Below are 19,723 nucleotides of genomic sequence, written 5' to 3'. Positions count from 1 at the left end.
GCAGTCAGAACCACAATGTCGCGCGTACCACGAGACCACGTGCGCGTGCCGCTGACGTCAACCCGAACCGGTATTGCACCGTGACATCCAGATAGCTTGCCGGCGCGCTATATCGGCCCTCGCGAAACCAGTACCGCAACTGGATGCCGGGCCCGACACCGATCGCCGTCTTGTCCGGCTCTCGATTGTCGTGATCGCCGGCCACCGCGGCGTGCGGGTAGACGGTCAGCCGATCGCTGATCATCGGCAACCGCCAGGTGTGCCCGTAACGCAACTCCGAATAAATGATGTATCGACCCGCGCTGATGAAGTAAGCGCCCTCGATGTACGCCTGCCAGCTGCGCCAGCTCGGTTCGGTCACCCTCAGGTCGGTTCCGCCTTCCGACGAATAACCCAGGCGCATCAGCCAGTCCGTCGTCGACAGGCTGCCGACGTGGAACAGCCGCTCGGCGGTCAGCACGACGTTCTGGTCGGGCAGCGGCTTGTAGCGCGCGCCCACCGAACCCTGCACGGTCGGCATGCCGGTCACGTTGCCCGTGCCGTCGTAGGCCGTGCCGTAGCCGCGCACGAAGAACTGGAAGATGCGGCCGTTCTGATAGCCGATCTTCGGCGGCTGCCAATACACTTCGACACCCGGCTGCAACACGCTGATGGTGCCTTGCGGCCCGAACGCGGCCGACTGGTACGGCGCGCTCAGCACGAACCCCCAGGTGCGCTGAAGCTGCTCGACTTCGCGCCGATAGCCGAACTTGTGCTGCGCATCGAAGGTGTGTTCGTTTTCGTCGGCATCGAGGCTGTGCTCGAACAGGTCGATGGATTCCTGGTTCAGCCCGATCCGCTTGGCGGCGTAGCCCGCGTCCGCGTAGTTCATCGCATTGCCGGCGCCGCCGGAAAATCCCTCGTTGAATGCATCGAGCGCCTCGCGATCCTTGTGGTCGCGCAGGAGGTCGTAGGCCTCCTGCAATTTCTGTTGCGCGGTGTTGTCCACCGGCGCCTCGGCGGCCTGATCTTCCTGCCGCGCCTGCGCCGCGACCGACGCGGCCATGTTGCGCTCGCCGTCGTTCGTCGCGTCGCTGGCCGCCAGCTCGGCCATGCGGATGGCGGTGTCGCGGTCGCCTGCCTGCAGGCTCATCTGCGCGATGCGCAACTGGATCACGGCCGATTTTTCGTCGGCCAGCGGCGCCAGTGCAATGCCGGCTTCATGCGGACGCTTCGCCGCGAGCGCGCTGTCCGACCAGGCGAGACGCAGGTTGCGCTGCTGATCCTTGCTCCATTTCCCGGTCGCGACGGCGGCCGCGAAATCGCTGCAGGCAACGTCGTAGCGCATCTGGCGCTGCGCCAGGTAGCCATGCTGCGCGCGTACCGCTCCACTCTTCGGAAAACGAACGATCAGCGACTCGACCATGTCGTCCGCTTCGTCGACTTTTCCTTCCCGTCTGTATACGTCGACGAGCAGTAGCCCGAGCTGTTCGCTGCCGGGCTGAATCTTGATGGCGCGCGATGCATACACTTCAGCGAGGGGCAGGTCGCCGGCGTTGATCGCCTTGTAGGCGCTGTCGGCGAGCTTGTAGGCCTTGGGTGTCAGTTGCTGGGCGGCGGATGCCGGCGCCTGCCAGGCCAGCGACACGGCGATCGCCAGTGCGCTCAGCCGTGCGCAGCGCTTGAGGCCGGCCGCGATCGGAAGTCTCGAATGCTTCATGCCTGTTCTCCCGACGGTTTTTTGACGGGAGCGCCGTGCTGCGCCGCCGGATCGCCGTCGCGTGTGCGTGCGAGTTCGACGAATCGCGAATGCCGCGAGAGTTCGGCGGTAATCTCCGCATCGCACGCGATGAAGTAGGCCACGTTCGATCGGGCGCCGCGCCGCACCACATCCTGTTCGTCCTGGGTGAGCGGCCGTCCGACCGCGACGTTCAACGTGCCGTCGTCCGCCGTCGAAAACGGGATGGCGCGGTACGCGTACTGCAGTTCGAATGCCAGTGAATCCGCGAAGTGGCCCACCGCGACGTTGCCGAGGCTCACCCGGGGCAGCTCGGCCTGCTCGGCGATCGCATCCGCCAGCGATTCGGCGGATATCGCGCAGCCTTCGACCAGCAGTTCACCGAGCCGCTTGCCGCAAGTCAGTTGTTTCTCGAGGCTCGCCTGCAATTGCTCCAGTGTGACCACGCCCCAGCCGACCAGGATCTCGCCGACTTTCAGGCGCGCCTTCCCGAGTGCTTCGTTGGACAGGTAGGTATGACTGGTCTTGTCCCAGGCGATGGGCTTGCCGGTCGCGAGGTGGCGGATATAGATGCGCCACGCACGGCAAACCGCGTAGAAGTTGATCAGGTTGTTGACGAACATCCGCGGTATCGAGAGCAGCCCCTGGGTCGGCCCGTTCAGCTTGCTGACGAAATGGAAGCGCTGCCCGGCGCGCGCAAACAGCATCGCGGTGTTGATCCACAGCAGCGGCATGACCCAGTGGGTCGCCATGACGAACGAGGCGCCAGGCGGGATGACATGGCCGGATCGATGAAGCGCGCCAAGCAGCAGGAAGTTGATCAGCACGCCATAGGCAACGACCGAAAACAGCGAGGTCACGATGCCCTTGCGATCGTGGAAGAACATGTATCGCATCAGCAGATTGCCTTTCCAGCCGAGCTGCTCCCAGCCCTGAAAGGCAATGCCGAGGATCCAGCGCGTGCGCTGACGGTACGCGGTGCGAAACGTTTTCGGAAAATACTCGCGCGTGGCCAGCAGGTTTCGATTGACGGCGCCACCCTGTACGCGCTTGTCCGCCGCATCGCGAACGATCCCCGTCAGTGGAATGCACGCGAAGGTTTCCTTCATCCCCAGGTCTCTTAACCGAAAGCTGAAGTCATAGTCCTCGGTCAGCGAGCTGGTGTTGAACGGCGCGCCGTTGCGCTCCTTCATCGCCGCTTCGATCGAGCGCCTGCTGTAGCACGATGCCACGCCTGCGCCCGGGACGATGCCGGTCAGCCGGGCGCGCACCGGCACATCCTTCTGGTGCGTTTCGCTGAAGTCGTCCAGGTAGCATCCGGCGACGAACTCGTTCCATTTCCGCGGCAACGACAGCACGGGAAGCTGAACCAGGTCGCTATCCGCAATCGCGTGGTTGAGGTACTTGAGTTCGACCGGATGAATGACATCCTCGCAGTCGTGCATGACGACGCCCGCGAATTGAATGTGATGGACCGATTCGTAGCGCAGGATGGTTTCGATGATCCAGTTCAGGCAGTCCGCCTTGCAGGTCGGCCCATCGTTCATGACGGTCGCGCGCGTGACCCTGCCCGGATACCGGCGGACCATCCGTTCGACCTCGGCGGTGGTCTCGGCATCGTTGTGATAAGTGCCGACGAATATCACGTATCGCTCGTACTCGAGCGTCGCCAACGTGTTTTCGATCATCTTGGCGATGACGTCGTATTCCTTCCACGCCGGCACCATCAGCGCCAGATGCCGCTCTTCCAGCGCGCGCAGCATGCCGATATCAACCGTTTGCGATTTTTCGCGGCGCAGGAGGCGACGGATTTCAAAGGACCAGTAACAGGCGTCCAGCGTGAGGTCATCCAGTGTGCTCACCAGGATGACGATTGCGGTGACAATGGCGACAAGGTTGAGTGCATATAAATACGCATTCCAAATCATGTTATCCATCATTTATTCCGCACTTTTATCTTGTACTGGATGATTCCTCCTCGTACCGACGCAAGACGAAACTTTCCCCGTCCTCGTCGCCCCCGTCACGTCCACTCCGCGGCTTGCGCCATGCGAATTCCTGTCAACTGGAAAAACCCTGTCGGCATGCGAGTTTTCCCGATGTGAACCCGTTGCATCGTGCGCGATGCAACGGGTTCAGTGGATGACTTTTTGACCGCCCGTTTACCGCTTTCCTGCCGCCGTCCCTGCATGCGTCAACGCTTGCAGCCGCGCTCCACCCGGCACGCGCGCGGTACCCCCGCGCACCGACTTCGCAGCACACGGATCGTGAAGCAAGTCGTGCGCCATCGCACCGTGACCCTTGAGCCTGCGGGCGGCGCGCGAAGCGGCGCCGGACCGGTCCACCGAATCCGAGCGAAATGTTTCAGTGCTGAAACATGCGGCCGATCGACTGGATGACACGTCGTTTTCGGACCCACTGGCGGACCACGGCAGCCGCCCCCGGGAGATCGTCATGCGATTTAGGCGCTGACCGTCCGGATCGGTTGGCGTCGAAGCGGAACGCCGACACCCGAATCGTCATTGCGCGTGCATGCGACCTGTGAGGCGTGTCGCGTCGCGCGCTGCGAAGCGCGGCGATCGAATGGTTTTCCCCGAATCGTACGAACAGGCTTCGCGCGTTTGTCCGATTTGATTCGTGACGCCGCCACGTTGCACGCCTGAAACGTTTTATCGACGCATTTTTGTGCTGCGTCGATGCGTCGATTTTCTTCCCTTGCCCTATGCCCATTTGCGACGGATGGTACGGTTCTAGCTTGAAAGTCAAACCATCTCCTCCCGGATTTATTTGTCTGGTTTCAATTGCGCCGCAGAATTTCACGACATGGCGCCCCGATTCCGGATGGCGATTGACCGTGCTCGCTTCATGAGCGAGATGGATTTATTTTGCATATCAAAGGATGAAAATCATGGTTTCTCATCGTGGCCAATCATTCAGATACGGGTTGAGCGCTGCAGGATCACTTGTCGCACTGATCGCTGCGCTCGTCTTCACCGTCGGTGTTCAGGGCGCGCATGCACAGCAGACCGCCAATGCGCCGGCCGTCAAGGTCAAGCCGCCTCCACTGCCGAATGGATCGGCAAACGTCAAACTGAAAGCCGGCATGTCCGACGAGGATTGGGAATTGGCATACAAGGAAACGGGGCGCCCGAAGTTCAGCCGGAATTCGGTCAAGAAACTCAACGGCAACGTGGAACGTGACTAGGGAGAAACGGCCATGAAAAAGATCTTGCTCGTCATCGCCCTGCTTGCCGGACTCGCGCAAATGACATTGCCGGGCACTGCGCACGCGCAGGCGACCACTGCCCATACGCTCATCCTTTACGACAATCCGGCCAACGATCCTTATTCGAAGCTGGGGCTGATGTACAGCATCATGCTGAGGAATCTGCTGGGTCACTTCAATACGACGATCGACATGGTGCCGATCCAGAACTACACGTCCGGCATGGTCGGGAGCCACGACGCGACGTTCTATATCGGCGACTACTACAACAACCCGATTCCGACGGCGTTCATGAGCGACGTGATGACCACCACGAAGACTGTGGTCTGGTTCAAGTACAACCTGTGGCAGCTGGCATGGAACACGGCCTACACGTTCAACCAGACCTTCGGGTTCAGCTTCCTGGGCCTCGCCGGGATGAACGCGACGCCTTCGGCGAGCAATCCGAATCCCGGCTTCTACGACACGGTCACGTACAAGAACCTGTCGATGGTCAAGTACTACTCGTATAACGCGTCGACCGGCGTCATCAGCGCGGATCCGGATGTCGGCCTGACCCAGATCAACACCACCAAGGCGCAGGCGCTCGTCACCATCAAGAACAGCCAGAGCGGGGCAACCACGCCCTACGTCGTGCGCTCGGGCAACTTCTGGTACTTCGCGGACATGCCGTTTTCCTATATCGGACCGACGGATCGCTATCTGGTGATTTGCGACATCCTGCACGACATCCTGAATACCAATGCAGCGGTGAATCACCGTGCGCTCGTCCGTCTGGAGGACCTCGACGCCTATACGACGACGACTTCGATGCAGCAGCTGACGAATTACCTGTACTCGAAGAAGATCCCGTTCACGATGGCCACCATCCCGCTGTATACGGATCCGAACGGCTACTACAACGGCGGCGTGCCGGAAACGATCCATCTGGCGCAGGCCACCGGTCTGAAGACGGCGTTGAACTACGCGATCGCGCACGGCGGTTCGATCGTGATGCACGGCTATACGCACCAGTACGATTCGACGCCGAACCTGCAGAATGCAGTGAGCGGGAGCGACTACGAGTTCTGGTTCGCCGTGCAGAACCGGCCAGTTGATGAGGACTCCATCCCGTGGGCGGAGGGCAGAATGGCCGATGGCCTGGCGGAGTTCAAGACCAACGGCTACAAGGTCGTCGGCTTTGCCGCGCCGCAGTACCAGATGTCGCCGTCCGCCTCGTCGGCGACAGCCCTGACGTTCCCGACCACGTTCCAGCGGGCCGTGTACTACACGGCGACCGATCCGCAACTCGGAACGGGCGCCGCCAACCAGGACTTCTCGGCCGGGCAGTTTTTCCCGTACATCATCAACTCCGATTACTACGGGCAGCGGATCGTTCCGGAGAACCTGGGCAGCGTGCAATACAACATCTGCAATATCGACCCGTTCTCGTGCGTCACGTACACGTGGCAGCAGATCGTGACGAATGCCCAGTATGGCCTGGCGGTGCGGGACGGCTTCGCGTCGTTCTTCTTCCATCCGTACTGGCTCGAACCCGATCTCGGATTGCCGGCGTATCAGGACTTCCAGAGTCTCATTACCGGTATCACGAATCTGGGCTACAAGTGGGTGGACGGCACGACGGCCAAGTGAAGCCGACGTAGCGACAACCCCGTGCGACCCGCATTGGCAACGCGGGTCGCACGGTTGCATTCGATCGGCTACGATGACGCGCAGGCATGCTTCCGGGGAGCCAGCGATGACCACGTATGCGATCCCGGCCTGGCGCAGGATTCGACAGCGCATGGGCCGGTTTCGATTCGCCGTGCGGCCCGGCCCGTTCGTTGCCGCGCCGCGGTCGCCTCGTGCGGCGACGCTCGCGGCGATCGGCGCATCGTTCGTCGTGGCCGCCTGCAGCTGGACCGCGCACGACGTGCACGCGGACGGCATTGTCTGGCAGGTGGACAACGCGACGACGAATCCCGTCGGCAACTGGCAGATACTCGGCATACACGATCTGCTGGTTCAATGGGCGGTCGTCGACGATACCGCGTACATCCCCAACACCCGCATCCAGCCCGCTGCGCACCTTCCCGACTGGGAACGTATCGGTCGTGAGCCGTGGGCCCGGAACGTGATCCTGGGGCTCGCCGGCTACCAGGACGAAAAACGGGCGCGCACGCATCTGTCGACGCTGGCCGACCAGTCGCTGGAAGTGGCGCGCGCATCGATCCCGCTGCATGTCACGGGCTACTACTTTCCGGCCGAGATCGATCCGACCTGGCAGGACGCGCCGAAGCTCGCCGCGATCCTGCAACGGCTGCCGCGCCCGCTCTGGGTGAGCGTGTACGACCAGACCAATATCGGCGGAAAGGCGCTCGCGGAGTGGCTCGCCGCGTGGCTGCCCGCGGACGTCGGCGTGTTCTTCCAGGATGGCTGCGGCGTCTATGCCCGCGAACCGTATGTCGCGCGAAGCTACCTCGACGAGCTGGCTGCAAGGCTGGGCAAGCAGCGCGTGCGGGTCATCGCCGAGGCGTTCCGGCCCGCCGAGCGCGGCGGGTTCCGTTCGGCCAGCGCCGACGAGTTGGGCAAGCAACTGACGGCGTATCGCGGCTATCCGGTCTATCTGTTCGATGGTCCGCACTATGTGTCGGACGACCTCACGCGCGCGCTCTCGACGTGGAAGCCCAAGCCGCCGACGGCCGCGCCTTCCGGAACGCCGCACTGATCCGGCTCGGTCCCGGCAAGCGAGGGCGGGCAGGGTGCGCGCTTGGCGAAACAATCGCCGGGATTGGCCTTCCCGCGGCAGCACACGCCCGGAACCCGGTATCGCCGCGCCGAATGACGGGGCGTTGCGCCGCTCCCGTCCACGCCCCGTGTGATGACCAAACCGCAAGACCTAATGCATAGATATCGTTTGCCGCGGCCTTAATGACTCTCGACAATCGTGACTCGATTGCACCGCCGCGGCGCCAGAAGCACCGCGGCGGCCGGTCTTCGGCGGCTATCCCGGCCGTCCGCGCCATCCAGCTCACGACGACATGTACGCGTTCACCCCCTCGTTCCAGAATCCCGCCGGCTCGCCGATCCGCGAACTGTTCAAGTACCTGTCCGAGCCGGGCATGATCTCCTTCGCGGGCGGCTATCCGGCCAGCGACCTGTTCGACGTCGACGGCCTGAACGCAGCCGCCGAGCGTGCGTACGCGCAGCCCGTGCGCTGTCTGCAATACGGCCCGACCGACGGGCTCGCCGAACTGAAGCAGCAACTGATCGCGCTGATGGGGCGCCGCGGCGCGGCGTGCACGCCGGCCGAACTGCTCGTCACGACCGGTTCGCAGCAGGGCCTCGACCTGCTGCTGCGCGTGATGGTGTCGCCCGGCGACGTCGTGCTGACCGAGCAGCCGGCCTATCCGGCGACGCTGCAGGCGATGCGTCTGCAGCAGGCGCGCATCGTGACGATTCCGGTCGACGGCGCGGGCCTCGACGTCGATCGTCTCGGCGAACGGCTTGCGTCCGGCGCGATTGCGCAGCCGAAGCTGCTCTATACGGTGCCGACCTTCGCGAACCCGACGGGCGCGACGCTCACACGCGAGCGCCGGCTGAAGCTGCTGCGTCTCGCCGTGCAATACCGCTTCCTGATCGTCGAGGACGATCCGTACGGCGACCTGCGTTTCGCGGGTGAAGCCGTGCCGTCGATGCTCGCGCTCGCCGATGAAGTGGATGGCGCGCGCGACTGGATCGTGCATTTCGCGAGCCTGTCGAAGATCGTCGCGCCAGGGCTGCGCGTGGGCTGGACGATCGCGCCGGCCGAGATCGCGCGGCGCTGCGTGATCGCGAAGCAGACGGTCGATCTGTGCAGCACGCCGTGGACACAGGCGGCCGCCGCCGAATATCTGGCCGACGGCGCGCTCGAACGCCATCTGCCGCGCATCACGGCCGCCTACCGGCGCAAATGCGATGCGATGTGCGATGCGTTGCGCGACGGCCTTGGCGAGGCGATCGAATTCCACCGCCCCGAAGGCGGGATGTTCGTGTGGGCGCGGATCGGCGCGGTGTCGTCGTCGGACGTGCTGCTGCAACAGGCGATCGCGAACAAGATCGTGTTCGTGCCGGGCAAGGCGTTCTTCGCGGACAACGTCGACGCGGCCTCGCTGCGCCTGTCGTTTGCCGCGCCGGATGTCGACGCGATCCGGGAGGGCGTGGCGCGCCTCGTGCGCGCGCATGGTGCGGCGCTCGCCGCGTGAGGAGACAGCAGCATGACCATCACCGTCAACGACACCGTATCGATGGGTGCAGCGCCGGGCGCGGGCGATAACCGGCCGGTCGCGCACCGGTCGTCGCAGATCGGCGCAGGGCCGCAGTATGTGGCCGACGTGCTCGGCCGCTTCGGCGCGGAGCCGGCGGCCGACCTCGGCGACGCGGCGCCGGTCGTACTCGGCTACAACTGAGCCGCACAGCGACGGCGCGCGCGCCGCCCGAGCCGCCCGCGTGCCGTTGCCGCCGCAAGCGGTTAAGCTTGCGCGATCGCAACCCGCACGATCGCCGCCCCGTCATGCCCGCCTCCGCTACCGAATCGCTCGCGCAAACGTACGAGCGCCTGTGGTCCTGCCTCGAATCCGGCGTGAGCGCGCCACGCTCGCCGTTCACGATGCTGCAGGCCGCGACGCTCGGCGTCGACGGCGCGCCGAAGGTGCGCACGATCGTGTTGCGTCAGGTGAGCCGCGCCGACCGTGTGCTGTCGTTTCATACCGACGCGCGTTCGGAGAAGGTCGCCGAACTGCGACGCGATCCGCGTATCGCGCTCGTCGCCAACGATCTCGATGCGCTCGTGCAGATTCGAGTGGAAGGTATTGCATCGATCTGCGGCGACGAAGCGCAACGGCGCGCGGTCTGGCAATCGAGCCGTCCGCATACGCTGCTGCTGTATCGCGCACCGTTGCCGCCGGGCATGCCGGTCGAGTCGCCTGAAGCCGCGCATGCCGACAGCGCCGCCTCGACCGGTGACGGCTACGACAACTTCTGCCTGCTTCACGTGACCGTGACGCGCATCGACTGGCTCGAACTCGCGCGCGCCGGCCATCGCCGTGCGGTGTTCGACCTGCGCGAAGGCGGCTACGAAGGCCGCTGGATCGCGCCCTGACGCTGCCGAATGTCGCTCAAGGGCGTCCGCCCGACACCACCTGCGCGGCCATCCACTCGCGCATCATGACGATCGCGTCGTCGTCGCGCCGCTCGGCCGGATACACGAGATAGAACCCCACCGACAGCGGAAACGCGAAATCGAACGGCTTGCACAGCCTGCCCGCGGCGATGTCGCGCTCGACCAGCGGATCGGTGGCGAGCGCGATGCCCTGGCCGGCGACGGCCGCATCGATCGCGAGCGACGTCTGGTTGAAGCGCAACCCCTTGTGCGGATCGACGTCGACGGGCTCGGGCATCGCGGCGAGGAACTCGGGCCACAGGTCGTGCGCGTCGTGCAGCAGCACGTGGCCGGCGAGCGCGCGCGGCGATGCGGGCGCGGCCAGCAGCGCGGGGCTGCACACCGCGCACACGTCGAGCGGGAACAGCGCATGCGTGGCGAGATGCTTGCCGAACGGCGGCTTGCCGTAGCGGATCGCGAGATCGACACCGTCGTGGCGGAACGTCGCGATCTGCGGGTCGGCGATCACGCGCACGTCGTAGTCGGGATGCGCATCGGTGAACTGCGCGAGCCGCGGGATCAGCCATTTCGACGCGAACGACGGCGTCGTGCTGATGGTCAGCGCGGCGCGCCGCTTCACGAGCTTGTCGGTCGCGTCGGCGATCGCATGCAGCGCGCGCTGCACATCGGAGAAGTACGCGGCGCCGTCATGCGTCAGTGCGAGGCCGCGCGGCAGGCGTTCGAACAGCTTCAGGCCGAGCACGTCCTCGAGGTGGCGCACCTGCTGCGCGACGGCGCCCTGCGTGACGCCGATCTCGTCGGCGGCGGCGCGGAAATTGAGGTGCCGCGCGGACACTTCGAACGCGCGAAGCGCATTCAGCGGCGGCAGGCGGGAGGGGCGGGGCGGCATCGTCAGGCTGTAGAAAAACTATCGGCTGAAGGCAGAAATACTGGTTCGACAGTCATGTTGGATGCGCCTACATTACCACCATGGCGCACCGAATGGCGGTTGCGCGGCGGCAGGATGCGAACGAGGAGCAAATCGTGACTGTAGAAAAAGTAGCGTTGATCACGGCGGCAGGCCAGGGCATGGGAGCGGCGATCGCGCGCGAACTGGCGGCGACGGGCTATCGCGTCGCGCTGATGTCGCCGTCCGGCAGTGCGGTGGCGCTCGGCGAGGAGCTGGGCGGGTTCGGCCTCCAGGGCTCGGTGACGGAGGAAGGCGACATCGACCGGCTCGTGCAGGAAACGGTCGCGCGCTACGGCCGCATCGATGCGGTCGTGAACAACACCGGGCATCCGCCGAAGGGCGACCTGCTGGCGATCACCGACGACAACTGGCACGCGGGGCTCGACCTGATCCTGCTGAACGTGGTGCGCGTGATGCGCCGCGTGACGCCGATCTTCCAGAAGCAGGGCGGCGGCGCTGTGGTCAACATCTCGAGCTTCGCGGCGGACGCGCCCGAGCAGCCGATGCCCGTTTCGTCGGCATTGCGCGCGGCGCTGAGCGCGTGGACGCGTCTTTACGCGGAACGCTATGCGGCCGAGAACATCCGGATGAACGCGGTGCTGCCGGGCTTCATCGACAGCTGGCCGGAAACGCCGGAGATCGTCGCACGCATTCCGGCCGGCCGCTTCGGCAAGACCGGCGAGATCGCGAAGACGGTCGCGTTCCTGCTGTCGGACGGCGCGGGCTACATCACCGGGCAGAACATTCGCGTCGACGGCGCGATCGTCAAGGCGCTCTGAGCGCCGCACCGGCGGGCTGCCGCGGAGGCGGGCCGCTCGCCGCGCGGCAGCTGAAAACGCGTACGAACCGGATAAATCCGCGATCCATCGGGCCATTCCAACCGGGCGACGCCGCGTGACGAGGGCACGCCGGATTGCCGCGACGCGCCGCGCCGGCCGGGCCGCGAGACCGTCGCCGACGAATATCGACGATGCGGTGTCGCAGGACGCTGGGCGCTCGGCGCGGCAACGCGCCGATCAAGCAATCCCGGCCCGTTCGTAGCGGGTTGCCAGCCGGACGTGTGAATCGCATCCAGTGACGTGACGGGTGGAGCGAAGTCGCCACCGGGGTTACGTGCCCCGGCAATACTCCGAATGGGGGGCGACATGGGCTGCATCCAGCTCGTTGTGATCCGACAGAAAGCGCAAGAGCGTCCAGTTGAATGTCCTGGCGCAGTCGAGATTCGGATGATGCCCGCTTCCCGGCAGCGCACTGAATCGTGCGCCCGGGATCATGGCGGCAAGCCGCTGGCCCTCGATCGCCGGGTGAACGCCGTCGTCGTCGCTTTGCAGGACCAGTGTCTCGCTGCGGACGAGATTCAAGCGTCGGCGCACGTCGTAGTTCGCGATGCCCTCGCAAAGGCGCGCCAGGAAAGCCGAATCCGCGCCTGCCGCATGGGCATGGCCGATCTGATAGGCGATCTCTCCATCTTCCGTTTGAGCAAACTCGGCGCTCACCATTAACGGCCACATTTCCTCGAACCAGCGAGTCGCGCCGTCGCCGCGCTGGAACCCTGCCTTCCAGAGCTCGAACCGGCGCGCGACATCGTCGGCCACCAGGTTCGAGAATCCGTTGCAGATCACCAGCTTGCCAACCCGTGACGGGGCGTCGATTGCCATCGACAGCGCAATGGCGCCACCGAGCGACAGGCCAACCAGGTTCGCGCTTTCCAGCCCGAGATGATCCAGCAGACATTCCAGGCTGCTGGCGAATGCTTGGATATCGAGCATGCGATCCGGAGAGGACGACACGCCGTGGCCGGGAAGGTCCGGCACGATCACTCGAAAACCCGCCTGACGCAGGAACGACATCTGGCGCGCCCACGCGCGCCCGCAACTGCCTAAATCGTGAAGCAACAAAATGGGCGTACCGCTGCCGACATCCGCGTAGTAGAGATCGTGGTCTCCGAATGATAGTTTTGTCATGGGTCTGCTCCGTTGTCGCGCCCAACATGCGCTCTCGCGATTATCTTAATATTGAGATATATTGATGACAAGCGCTCGACGAGAGCCCCTTCAAATGCGAGGACATTCATGATGGCGTGGGCCAAGGAGGATCATGTCGATCGGGTTGTGGCTCAATGGCGCCACGAACGCCCCGAGCTCGACGTCGCGTCGATGGAAATCTTTGGCCGGCTCGCGCGGCTGGCGAAGCACTGCGAGAAAGCGCGTACGGAGGCGCTTTCGCCGTTTGGATTCAAGGAAGGCGAATTCGACGTGCTGGCGACGCTTCGACGGGCCGGCAAGCCTTACGAGCTGTCGCCGACGCAACTCTACCGCTCGCTCATGATCACGTCCGGAGCGATCACGAACCGATTGATGCGCCTGGAGCAGGCTGACCTCGTCGAGCGTGTCCCGAATCCGCAGGATGGCCGAGGCCTGGCCGTGCGGTTGACGCCAGCGGGCCTCGAACTGATCGACCGGGCCGTGCATGTGCACGTGGATACGCAGAATCTGGTGCTCGGCGGACTCGATGCCGATGACCGTACCCTGCTTGCGGCGCTCTTGAAGCAGGCGCTGCTCGCGTTGCCGGGAGAGGCGCTGCCACAGGACGAGGCTGGCCAGGCGTGACGGAAAAGGGCGATCGACGATCGCCGGAGTATCGCCGGGGCGTCGAGGGGAACCGGGAAAAGTCCAATGACAACAACAACGAGGAAAATCGTGCTCAACAGTAACGTATTGCGCCAGCTCGACTTACAAGACGTGATGGTGTTTCTGTGCCTGTACGAACACAAAAGCGCGCGCCGCACCGCCGAGGTCATGAGCATCAGCCAGCCCACCGTCAGCTATTGCCTGAAGCGGTTGCGCAATTGCTTTCACGACGTGCTCTTCGATGTCGATCACGGCAGCCTCGTCGCGACGCCCAAGGCCGAGGCTATCGAGCCGTATCTGCGCAACGTGATCGATGCGGTGAACCACTGCGCCGACATGGATGACGACCAGGTGGTCGCGGCGGCACGCCGCGTGATGCGCGTCTGTGCGCCGGAGTACTTCGAGCTGCTGCTGCTGCCGGGTGTGCTCGAGTCGTTCATGAAGCGTGGCCGCGAAACCTCGCTGATCGTCGACCGCCTCGGCCGCGAATTGCCGGTGGAACGGTTGCTGGCCGGAGAAATCGATTTCGCGATCGGCTTCGGCCCTGGCTATCACCGGCTGCATCCCGACCTGCAATGGGAATCGGTTCTTTCCGACACCTTCGTGTGCCTGACCGCGTCGCGCAAGCTCGCGCAGTCGACGCGCGTCTCGCTCGACGAATTCTGCGACATGGACCACGTGTTCCCGACGCCGTGGGTCTCCGAGCGCAACATGATCGACGGCTGGCTCGAAAAGCTCGGCCGCTCGCGCAGTATCGTCGCGCGCGCCAACACGTATCAGGCCTGCCTGAACATCGTCGCGCGGCTGCCGGTTGCCCTGACGTTGCCGCGGCGCCTGATCCCGTACCTGTCGATTCCGGCGACGGTGCAGATCTGCGAAGTGCCGCTGGGTTTCCCGACCTTTACGCTCGACGTGATCTGGTCGACGCCGATGGAAAAGAACCCCGACATCCGCACCATGCGCACCCTGTTCAAGGATCTCGCGAGCGCCAACGCGCTCGAGCCGGGGGAATTGCCGCGCGCGTAGCCGCAACGTGCCCGCGCCGGCCGGCGATCGCCGCCGTCCGGTTTATTGCCGGCGGGGAAGCAAAGCCGGGCTTCCTTGCAAGACCCTAAACAAAATTTACATCCACCATTTAATTTTTAAAACGGTGTGCCCGGCCGTGTCGGTAGATTGGTCAGTGTTCGACGAAGCAGTGCTTCGAACGCAAAACTAACCACACTGAGAGGCAACCATGATGGATGTTGTTGACGTAGTCACTGCGCAGGTTCAGCACAAACCGTTGCCGCGTTTCGGCTTCGAGTTGATCGAGAGCCTCGAGCCCGGTCAAAAGGCGATCGACCTTGTCGATACCGACGGGCTGTACGAGCAGCTCGCCCATTCGGGTGTCGTGATCTATCGCAATTTCGCGGATACGCTCGACGATTTCAATCACTTCGTCAGCCAGCATTCGGCGCGCGTCACGTTCGATCCGGCACGCAAGACCTCGACGGAAAACACCGCGGAAATCGATGCCGGCGAGCTCGAAATGGGCCTGCACCGTGAGAACGGCAACCTGCCGTTCACGCCCGACCTGCAATGGTTCTACTGCCTCGAGCCGGCTCGCGTCGGCTCCGAGACGACGATCTGCGACGGGCAGCGCGTGCTGCACGAACTGACGCCGGCCGTGCGTCGCCTGTTCGAGCAACGCCAGATCAAGTATTCGCGCCGCATTCCCTGGCCGAACGTACAACGCTTCCTGAGCGTCGAACTGCAGGTGCCGGCGCACGAAGTGAACGACTCGCATCTCGAGGTCGTCAACCAGCGCGTTCAGGGCCAGCGCTATCGCCGTCTCGACCCGTTTCTCGTGTCGTCCGAGCGTGTGACCGATGCGATCATCACCAGCTGCTTCTCCGGCCGCCGTGCGTTCTGCAACTCGCTCCTCGGGCCGAGCGTGAACTATGAGCCGCCGCTGATCACGTGGGCCGACGGCACCGACATCGATTTCGAGGTGTGGGACGAAATCAAGGACGTGACCGCCCGTTATACGTACGACCTGTTCTGGAACAAGGGCGACATCGTCGTGATCGACAACAGCCGCGTGATGCACGGCCGCCGCCGTCTCGCGGACACGGGGCGCCGCATCTTCGGTGCGCAAAGCTATCGCAAGGGAGCCATTGCATGATCAGCGCACTCATCGAACGTCATTTCGCCGAAGCGCCGAACCGCGTGGTCGTGCGCGAGATGGAAGGCCGCGAATACTCGCTGGACGAACTGCGCGCGGACGTCGCGCGCATCGCGGCGACGCTGCAGGACGTCTATGGCGATTGCAGCGGCCTCGTATTCGGGATCGCCGCCCGCTCCAGCTACACGTGGGTGGCGACGATGCTCGCGATCTTCCGCGTGAAGGCCGTGCTGCTGCCGGTGCCGATCGAATTCTCCGACGAGCAGATCGGCAGCCTGCTGCACAAGGCAACCGCGATCTTCACGCAGGACGCGCACACGGCCGCGCGGATCGGCGCGATCCTGCCCGGCATCGCATGCATCGACGCCGCGAGCGAGCGCGGTGCGTGGCCGGCGGCGGGCGCAGCCACCGGCGAGCGGATCGAGCCGGGCATCTGCGGGATCATCCATACGTCCGGTACGACGTCGAAGCCGAAGGGCGTGAAGATCCGCGACGAGGCCGTCGGCCTGCTCGTGACGAATGTGCTCAAGCGTGTGCCGGCCGGCCCGCTCGACTACCTGTCGATCGTGCCGATGAGCCTGCTGATCGAACAGGTGCTCGGCGTGTTCCTGCCGGTGCTGTCCGGCGGCTCGCTGACGCTGATGCCCGCGAACTACGCCGAGTACGGCGCACGCAGCGGCAATGCGCGCGACTACCTGGACCTGATCGCCCGCGTCGATCCGAACTTCCTGTACCTGCCGCCGAAGCTGCTCGAGGAGGCCGACGCATTGCTGGAGTCGACCGGCACGACGCAACTGTTCGGCCGCCGCAATCCGCACATCATCACGGGCGGCGCGAAGATTCCGGCCACCGTGCTCGAATCGCTGGACAAGCGCGGCGTCCAGGTCTACGAGGCCTACGGGCTCAGCGAGAACAGCTCGATCATCTCGCTGAACTACCCGGGGCAGCGCCGCATCGGCTCGGCCGGGACGCTGCTCGACGGGATCGTGCCGGTGATCGTCGACGGCGAGCTGCGCGTGCGCACCCCGACGCTCTGCGCGGGCTACTACAACTCGGACGATACGTCGTGCGAGCTCACCGACGGCTACCTGCACACCGGCGACATCGCCGAGATCGTCGACGGCTTCCTGTACATCACCGGTCGCAAGAAGCACGTGATCATCCTGTCGACGGCGCGCAACATCTCGCCGGAGTGGGTGGAGACGGTCTACAAGGAAAGTGCGCTGATCGACGACATCGTGGTGTTCGGCGAAGGGCGCGAAGAGCCGGCGGCGATCGTGCTGTCCGCGCACGACGAGGCGGCGGTGCGCGACGAGATGGCGCGGCTCGAACCGCGGCTCGCGGATTTCGCGCGCGTGCGGCGCTTCCGGGTCGTGACGGACATCGAACGGTTCCGCAAGGATTACTACACGGTCACCGGGCGGCCGCGCCGTCAGCTGATCGAGCGGGATCATGCGGCGTCGCTGTACTGACCGGGAGCCGACCGTGCACATCGTACGAAGCTTTCATCCGGGCCAGAGCGCCTATCGCGAGATTCAGCTCGCGGTCTCGCAGCATTACTACCAGGCGCACGGCGCGCGTCCGGAGCCTCGCCCGGACCAGTTCTGGTGCCTGACCGATCGCGCGATGACGTTGCCCGGCTACGCGTGCCTGGGGCTCAGCTGGGGCGACAGCGCCCCGCTGTTCTCCGAGCACTACCTCGACGAATCGCTGACGAGCCTTTACGGGCTGTCGCGTGCGGAGCTGGTCGAGCTCGGGCAGTTTTCGTCGTTCGGCTCGAAGGGCGCCGGGCGCTACCTGATCGCGAACGTGTTCCGCACGCTGGCCCAGCATCACTACCGGTACGTGCTGATGACGGCGACGGAGCGGGTGCGTCACATCGTGCAGTCGCTGCAAATCACCTATGACGATCTCGGCCGCGCCTGCGTGAGCCGGGTACGCGACAGGCATGTCGACTGGGGTACGTACTACGACAACTCGCCGCGCGTCATCATGGTGAAGATCGGCGATATGGCCTGGCGCAACGGCTTGCCGAAGTGGAGTCCGTTCGACGATCCGCCGTCGGCCCGCATGCCGCCGAGGCAGGTTGAATTCACCGCAAACGGTCACTGATCCCGACGGGCCGCACGCATTCGCGTCGGCCTGTCCCGTCATTTCAGGAACGTCCCCATGTCCGACTCAAAAAGATACGAAAACTTTCTCGTGTTCCTGGCGCCGCTGATCAACAGCGTCGGCGGGATCGCGATCGACCTCTACGCGCCGAGCATCCCGGCCATCGGTCGAGAACTCAACGTCATGCCGAGCATGATGCAGAACACGATCACGATCACGCTCGTGTTCTATGCGATCGGCCAGCTCGCGTTCGGCATGCTGGCCGACTGGTTGGGCCGGCGCCCGTCGGTGCTGTTCGGCCTCGCGCTGTTCATCGCCGGCAGCGCGCTCGCGGTGGCCGCGCCGTCGTTCGAGGTGCTGATGGCGGCACGCGCGATCCAGGGCTTCGCGATCGGGTCGTGCCAGGTCGTCGCGCGCGCCGTGCTGGTCGACCGGCTGAAGGGCGACCGCTTCCGCGTGGCGATCGTCTATCTCAGCCTGGCGTTCGGGCTCGGCCCCGTGATCGCGCCGTATATCGGCGGACACGTGCAGGAGTGGGCCGGCTGGCGCTGGAACTTCGTCGTCTACTGCGGCTACGGGCTCGTCGTGCTGTCGTTCGCGTTCGCGGGCCTGCGCGAGACGCTGCGACCGGAGTTGCGGCGCACGCCGCGGCAAACCATCGCGGGTTATCGCGAGATCCTGTCCGATTCCCAGTTCCAGTCGGCGGTCGCGATGCTCGGGATGAGCTTCTCGGCATTCCTGATGTGGAACGTGATCGGGCCGTACATCGTGCAGTTCCGCCTCGGGCATTCGGCGTCGTATTTCGGTTCGACCGCGCTCGGCGTCGGGCTGTGCTACCTGTGCGGCACGACGCTGAACCGGAGCCTGATCCGGCGCTACAGCGGCGAGCAGCTGATGCGCGGCGGCATCGTGACCTTTGCGCTCGGGGTGGCCTGCGTGGCGTCGAGCGGCGGCGAGCTGATCCTGGTGACCGCACTCGGCGGGATCATGCTGATTGCGTTTGCGCAGGGCTTCATCTTCTCCAACGCGATGGCGCGCTCGATGGCCCTGTTCCCGGGCCGCGCGGGCGCCGCCGCGAGCCTGCAGGGGTGCCTGATGCTTGCGCTCGGCTCCATCGTGTCGGGGGTCGTCAGCGCGCTGCCCATGGAGACGAATGCGGCGATTGCCGTCATGTTCGCGTGTTTGCTGGGCGTGACCTTGATCGGTTTCCGGCAGCTGCATCGCCTGCATCCGCAGGTGGCGCGATGAAGACCGCCGTCGCACTCGTGCTGCGGCTCGTACTCGGCGCGTTCTGGATCTGGGCCGGCTTGACGAAGCTCTTCGGGCACTTCGATGCGGGGCCGTTCCTGACGGCCGCCGTCTCGCGATCCACGGCGGCGCCCGAAGCCGTGCGGCTCGCGCTGGCCAGCGCGATCGGACACGTCGCGCTGCCGCACGTCGTCGCGGTCAACCTGGCCGTGCCCTGGCTCGAACTGGCGGCAGGGCTATCGATCCTGCTCGGCATCGCAACCGCGTGGGGCGTTGCCGGCGCCGCCGCGATGTCGGTGCTGTTCCTCATGTGCGGGGCGGTCAGTACCAATCCGTTGCTGCTGTTCGGCGCCGTCCTGTTGGCGATGTCACACCCGTATGCGCGCGCATGGACCCTTCATGCGTCGCGATCGCCGGCCACGACGATCTGACCTCGTGGCGGGTGTCTTTTCACCGCATGTCCCGTTCGTTCGGGGCATGCGGTTTTTTTTCGTGTCAGGCATGCGAAATATTTAAACGGGGATTCAAAAAATTGAC

General features: G+C 64.7%; 18 protein-coding genes. 14 read left to right on the top strand and 4 right to left on the bottom strand.

The window, feature by feature from the left end; genetic code table 11:
- Positions 1-4: 4 nt before the first annotated feature.
- Together HWX36_RS21380 and HWX36_RS21375 are read right to left on the bottom strand one after the other, a co-directional pair.
- Positions 5-1,699, bottom strand: coding sequence for a bacteriophage N4 adsorption protein A (locus HWX36_RS21380; protein WP_175954461.1), 1,695 nt, complete (start codon positions 1,697-1,699; stop codon positions 5-7).
- A complete protein-coding gene (locus tag HWX36_RS21375) occupies positions 1,696-3,654 on the bottom strand; it encodes a glycosyl transferase family protein (protein ID WP_244136482.1) in 1,959 nt (652 codons plus the stop codon). Before HWX36_RS21375 ends, HWX36_RS21380 begins: the two co-directional genes overlap by 4 nt.
- A 962-nt stretch (positions 3,655-4,616) precedes the next feature.
- Here HWX36_RS21375 and HWX36_RS21370 point away from each other — a divergent pair.
- The 6 genes from HWX36_RS21370 (at position 4,617) to HWX36_RS21345 (ending at position 10,062) form a co-directional block, all read left to right on the top strand.
- Entirely contained in the window at positions 4,617-4,922 is a 306-nt protein-coding gene (locus HWX36_RS21370) for a hypothetical protein (protein WP_244136481.1), read from the top strand.
- Between the two features lie 12 nt (positions 4,923-4,934).
- On the top strand, positions 4,935-6,575 hold the full coding sequence (locus HWX36_RS21365) for a DUF2334 domain-containing protein (RefSeq protein WP_175954457.1): 1,641 nt from the start codon (positions 4,935-4,937) through the stop codon (positions 6,573-6,575).
- 106 nt (positions 6,576-6,681) lie between these two features.
- Positions 6,682-7,650 (top strand): hypothetical protein, encoded by a 969-nt coding sequence (locus HWX36_RS21360; RefSeq protein WP_175954455.1) that lies wholly within the window; start codon positions 6,682-6,684, stop codon positions 7,648-7,650.
- A 313-nt stretch (positions 7,651-7,963) separates the two neighbouring features.
- Positions 7,964-9,166 (top strand): PLP-dependent aminotransferase family protein, encoded by a 1,203-nt coding sequence (locus HWX36_RS21355; RefSeq protein ID WP_175954453.1) that lies wholly within the window; start codon positions 7,964-7,966, stop codon positions 9,164-9,166.
- Positions 9,167-9,178: 12 nt separating this feature from the next.
- Positions 9,179-9,370 (top strand): hypothetical protein, encoded by a 192-nt coding sequence (locus HWX36_RS21350; RefSeq protein ID WP_175954451.1) that lies wholly within the window; start codon positions 9,179-9,181, stop codon positions 9,368-9,370.
- A 104-nt stretch (positions 9,371-9,474) separates the two neighbouring features.
- Positions 9,475-10,062 (top strand): pyridoxamine 5'-phosphate oxidase family protein, encoded by a 588-nt coding sequence (locus HWX36_RS21345; RefSeq protein WP_175954449.1) that lies wholly within the window; start codon positions 9,475-9,477, stop codon positions 10,060-10,062.
- Positions 10,063-10,078: 16 nt separating this feature from the next.
- Here HWX36_RS21345 and gcvA read toward each other — a convergent pair whose 3' ends face one another.
- Complete coding sequence (gene gcvA, locus HWX36_RS21340; protein WP_175954447.1) at positions 10,079-10,972, bottom strand: transcriptional regulator GcvA; 894 nt, start codon at positions 10,970-10,972, stop codon at positions 10,079-10,081.
- A 134-nt stretch (positions 10,973-11,106) separates the two neighbouring features.
- Here gcvA and HWX36_RS21335 point away from each other — a divergent pair, with 134 nt between their 5' ends.
- Entirely contained in the window at positions 11,107-11,811 is a 705-nt protein-coding gene (locus HWX36_RS21335) for an SDR family oxidoreductase (RefSeq protein WP_175954445.1), read from the top strand.
- A 330-nt stretch (positions 11,812-12,141) separates the two neighbouring features.
- On the opposite strand, the gene HWX36_RS21330 is transcribed toward HWX36_RS21335, so the two are convergent.
- A complete protein-coding gene (locus HWX36_RS21330) occupies positions 12,142-12,996 on the bottom strand; it encodes an alpha/beta hydrolase (protein WP_175954443.1) in 855 nt (284 codons plus the stop codon).
- A gap of 108 nt (positions 12,997-13,104) precedes the next feature.
- On the opposite strand from HWX36_RS21330, the gene HWX36_RS21325 reads away from it, so the two are divergent.
- The 7 genes from HWX36_RS21325 to HWX36_RS21295 all read left to right on the top strand — a co-directional run bounded on the left by HWX36_RS21325 (position 13,105) and on the right by HWX36_RS21295 (position 19,617).
- Positions 13,105-13,641 carry a MarR family transcriptional regulator gene (locus HWX36_RS21325; protein WP_175954441.1) on the top strand — a complete coding sequence of 179 codons (537 nt, stop codon included), beginning with the start codon at positions 13,105-13,107 and terminating at the stop codon, positions 13,639-13,641.
- A gap of 90 nt (positions 13,642-13,731) precedes the next feature.
- Entirely contained in the window at positions 13,732-14,688 is a 957-nt protein-coding gene (locus HWX36_RS21320; RefSeq protein ID WP_175954439.1) for a LysR family transcriptional regulator, read from the top strand.
- A 208-nt stretch (positions 14,689-14,896) separates the two neighbouring features.
- A complete protein-coding gene (locus HWX36_RS21315; protein WP_175954437.1) occupies positions 14,897-15,826 on the top strand; it encodes a TauD/TfdA family dioxygenase in 930 nt (309 codons plus the stop codon).
- A complete protein-coding gene (locus HWX36_RS21310) occupies positions 15,823-17,298 on the top strand; it encodes an AMP-binding protein (protein ID WP_175954435.1) in 1,476 nt (491 codons plus the stop codon). Before HWX36_RS21315 ends, HWX36_RS21310 begins: the two co-directional genes overlap by 4 nt.
- A gap of 13 nt (positions 17,299-17,311) precedes the next feature.
- On the top strand, positions 17,312-17,938 hold the full coding sequence (locus tag HWX36_RS21305; protein WP_175954433.1) for a thermostable hemolysin: 627 nt from the start codon (positions 17,312-17,314) through the stop codon (positions 17,936-17,938).
- A 57-nt stretch (positions 17,939-17,995) separates the two neighbouring features.
- Positions 17,996-19,186, top strand: a complete 1,191-nt coding sequence (locus HWX36_RS21300; protein WP_175954431.1) for a multidrug effflux MFS transporter — start codon at positions 17,996-17,998, stop codon at positions 19,184-19,186.
- Positions 19,183-19,617 (top strand): DoxX family membrane protein, encoded by a 435-nt coding sequence (locus HWX36_RS21295; protein WP_175954429.1) that lies wholly within the window; start codon positions 19,183-19,185, stop codon positions 19,615-19,617. Before HWX36_RS21300 ends, HWX36_RS21295 begins: the two co-directional genes overlap by 4 nt.
- The last annotated feature ends 106 nt before the right edge of the window (positions 19,618-19,723 follow it).

This window comes from Burkholderia sp. BCC0405 (assembly GCF_902833075.1).
Taxonomy (GTDB): domain Bacteria; phylum Pseudomonadota; class Gammaproteobacteria; order Burkholderiales; family Burkholderiaceae; genus Burkholderia.
The sequence above is the reverse complement of the archived record's forward strand: the minus strand, read 5'-3'. Positions and strand labels throughout refer to the sequence as shown.